This is a genomic window from Streptococcus orisratti DSM 15617 (genome assembly GCF_000380105.1).
GTDB lineage: Bacteria > Bacillota > Bacilli > Lactobacillales > Streptococcaceae > Streptococcus > Streptococcus orisratti.
In genome coordinates, this window is sequence record NZ_KB904525.1 from 1 (window position 1) to 2,947 (window position 2,947).

A 2,947-nucleotide genomic window follows, 5' to 3' on the forward strand; every position below is an offset into this window, starting at 1 on the left:
TTTGGACTACTACCTTCAAAATTCACTGAAAGCGTCTTAGCATCTGATGGTCTCTGGGAAATTTTAGCTAGTGTAGAAAAAAGTGGTGTTAAAGGCAGCAAAGCGGTTGATGCCATATTAGAAGGTTTGTCTAAGTACGAAGGTTTACGTAAATCGGGTGCTTTATGGAGCATTTTAAGCAAGGTAGAAAAAAGTGGCGTTAAAGGCAGCAAAGCGGTTGATGCTATACTAGAAGGTCTCTCTAAAGCACATAAAGGTCTAGATTTCTTAGCCTCTCCGGTTAAAGAGGGAACCAAATGGGGTCTGGAAAAGGTCTCTGGTTTCAAATCTTTAGAAAAGGCTGTCCAAACAGGTAAGAACTTTGTAGGTGATGCCAAGTTTTTAGGAAAAGGCATTAAATTCTTAGGAAAAGTCGGGACGGTAGCAACCTTTGCGGAGCTTGGCTTTGAAGGCATCTCTGGCGGTATTGAGGAATACTCAAAAACAGGGAATGGTGTGAAAGCGGTTATAGGTGGGACACTTGATGCGATATCAAGTGTGGGACCACTGGAAGGTGCTACCGTAGGTGCTACTATTGGAAGTGCGTTTGGAACTGCAATTCCTATTCCTGTTGTAGGAACAGTTTCTGGTGCAGCAGTAGGTGCAACAGTTGGTTTAATTGTTGGAGGAGCAAATTCTATTGCACAAACAATAAATCCACATTTATATGAGGACATAAAAGATTTTACATATAAAGGGATAGATAAAATAGGAAAAGGAATTAAAAATGTGAAGAATATAGTTTCTGATGCTATTGGCGGAGTTGGTAAGGCGTTAGGATTTGGGTAATAGTCTATGAAGAGGAAATCAATTTTACAAGCTAGTTTTGAGGAAAGCTTAAATTTAGAAGATGACACAGCCTCAAGTGGGTTTATAACTAGAAATCTAAAAGAGACACAAGAGAAGGAGAAATATAGGGGGACTTTAAAATCCTACATCTGGCTTGTTATATTAACTGTCTTATTTATATATGGGCCGAATTGGCTTTTATATGTAGGAAGTGGCTATATATTTGGCCATGTCGAAAATAAACTCATACAACCAGCAGTCTACAATTTCTTACCCAACTGGGTATTTATGTCATTAGGTATCATTTGGTTGGTTCTCATCTTGATTGGTAAAAAGTTTTACCAACAGTTTATATTGATTTATAGAGGACAATTTCACTTATTTGTAACTTACTTTTTATGGTTGTTAATTGAATGGAATTTATTTTGTTTAACAGGATTTTATAGCACTCTTGGACTGCTAGGCACAATTTCTTTCTTAATTGTTGATTTTTATCTTGTTTACCTCATCATTAAAGGTAGATTGAAAAACCTTATAAATCTCGTGTACGGTGGTGCTGAGGAAGCAGGTTCAAAAGTAAATACTATTATCAGCAAGATAGTTAACTATTTCATGATTTTTCTGGGACTATTTTCGGTGCTCTGGCTTTTCGTTAAATCGTTTTTAAATTTTAAGGTTGAAGTAGGCAGCTGGTTAGGTGTTCTGGGGTTAATTGCTTTATGGTTCTTCGTGAATATTCTATTTGCATTTTATGAAAGTTATATCATCCTCCCTTTTATGCTACGTGGTTTTTATCGATTGAAATATCCCGAAGAATACCGCGAATGGGAAGGGAAAACACTTGAAGAATGGTACGGAAAGAAATATCTAAAAAAACATAAGGAGTTATTAAAAAATGAATCAAACTAAAAAAGAGTTATTACCATTAGGAAGTATTGTTTATCTTGAAGAGGGAACACAAAAGTTAGTTATTGTTGGTCGTGGGGCTATTTTTGATGACCCTGATAGTGGTGAACAGGTCTTTGCGGACTATATGGGAGTTTTGTATCCGATGGGACTCCAACCTGAATCTACGATATTCTTCCAACATGAAAACATTGACGAAGTGGTTTTTGAGGGATATCATGATGAAGAGGAAGATCGCTTCTTAAAGATTTATCATGAGTGGGAACAAAATCTGACAGTTCCTAGAAAAGAAGTTGACTAGTTTTATCATTATTTATAATTGGCGCATCAAGCGCCTTTTTCATTATCCCAAATCAAATAATAAAAAACTACACTAGGCTAACTAACATGGTATATTTCACTTGTCCAACCTCGAGGAATCTATATTCTCATGATGGCGGCTATGTCAGTGACAACGATCATCTTTTCGATAACGACCTATGTTAAAAATCGTAAAACATATAAGCAGGATTTAAAGGACCGCATAGATTCCTACAAACGTTATGTCATGGATAAGTCTATGGAGTTGGCAGAGCTGGCAGAGGAGCAGAAAAAAGGGCAGCTTTACCACTACCCTTCTATCCATACCTTGGATAAGCTGTCAGCTAGTTACAATCATCGGATTTATGAAAAGACGCCTCTGCACTTTGACTTTCTCCACTACCGTCTAGGTCTGGGTCAGGTGCCTACTAGCTATGAGCTCCTCTATTCTCAAACAGAGCGCAGTGGGCAGACCGACCCGCTAGAAGCGGAGGGCTATCAACTTTATATGCAAAATCGCACCATTGATCAGATGCCCATCGTTGCTAATCTAGCACATGGTCCTGTTGGTTACATCGGACCTCGTCCCTTAGTGATTGAGCAACTGCAGCTCATGGTGAATCAGCTAGCCTTTTTCCACTCTTATCGTGATGTGCAATTCATTACCATCATGCCCGAAGAGGAATTATCGCAATGGGAATGGATGCGCTGGCTGCCACATGCTACTTTGCAAGAGATGAATGTGCGTGGTTTTGTCTATAATCAACCAACGCACGCGTGATCAGGTGCTGAACTCACTCAATCAAATCCTCAAACTACGCAAGAATCAGCTGGATGACAAATCCGCCAAAGAAAGTCTGCTCTTCTCACCTCACTATGTAGTGTTGGTAACGGATGAAAAGCTGATTTTGGA

Annotated in this window: 2 protein-coding genes and 2 pseudogenes; all 4 read left to right on the top strand. The window is 38.8% G+C overall.

Annotation, left to right across the window (positions count from 1 at the left end; genetic code table 11):
* Positions 1-828 (top strand): annotated as a pseudogene (locus A3I7_RS14345) (hypothetical protein); the annotation flags it as partial.
* Between the two features lie 6 nt (positions 829-834).
* Positions 835-1,737 (top strand): hypothetical protein, encoded by a 903-nt coding sequence (locus A3I7_RS0111450; RefSeq protein WP_018376878.1) that lies wholly within the window; start codon positions 835-837, stop codon positions 1,735-1,737.
* A complete protein-coding gene (locus A3I7_RS0111455; protein ID WP_018376879.1) occupies positions 1,724-2,035 on the top strand; it encodes a DUF4176 domain-containing protein in 312 nt (103 codons plus the stop codon). The genes A3I7_RS0111450 and A3I7_RS0111455 overlap by 14 nt, the downstream gene beginning before the upstream one ends.
* A 93-nt stretch (positions 2,036-2,128) precedes the next feature.
* Positions 2,129-2,947 (top strand): annotated as a pseudogene (locus tag A3I7_RS14245) (type VII secretion protein EssC); the annotation flags it as partial.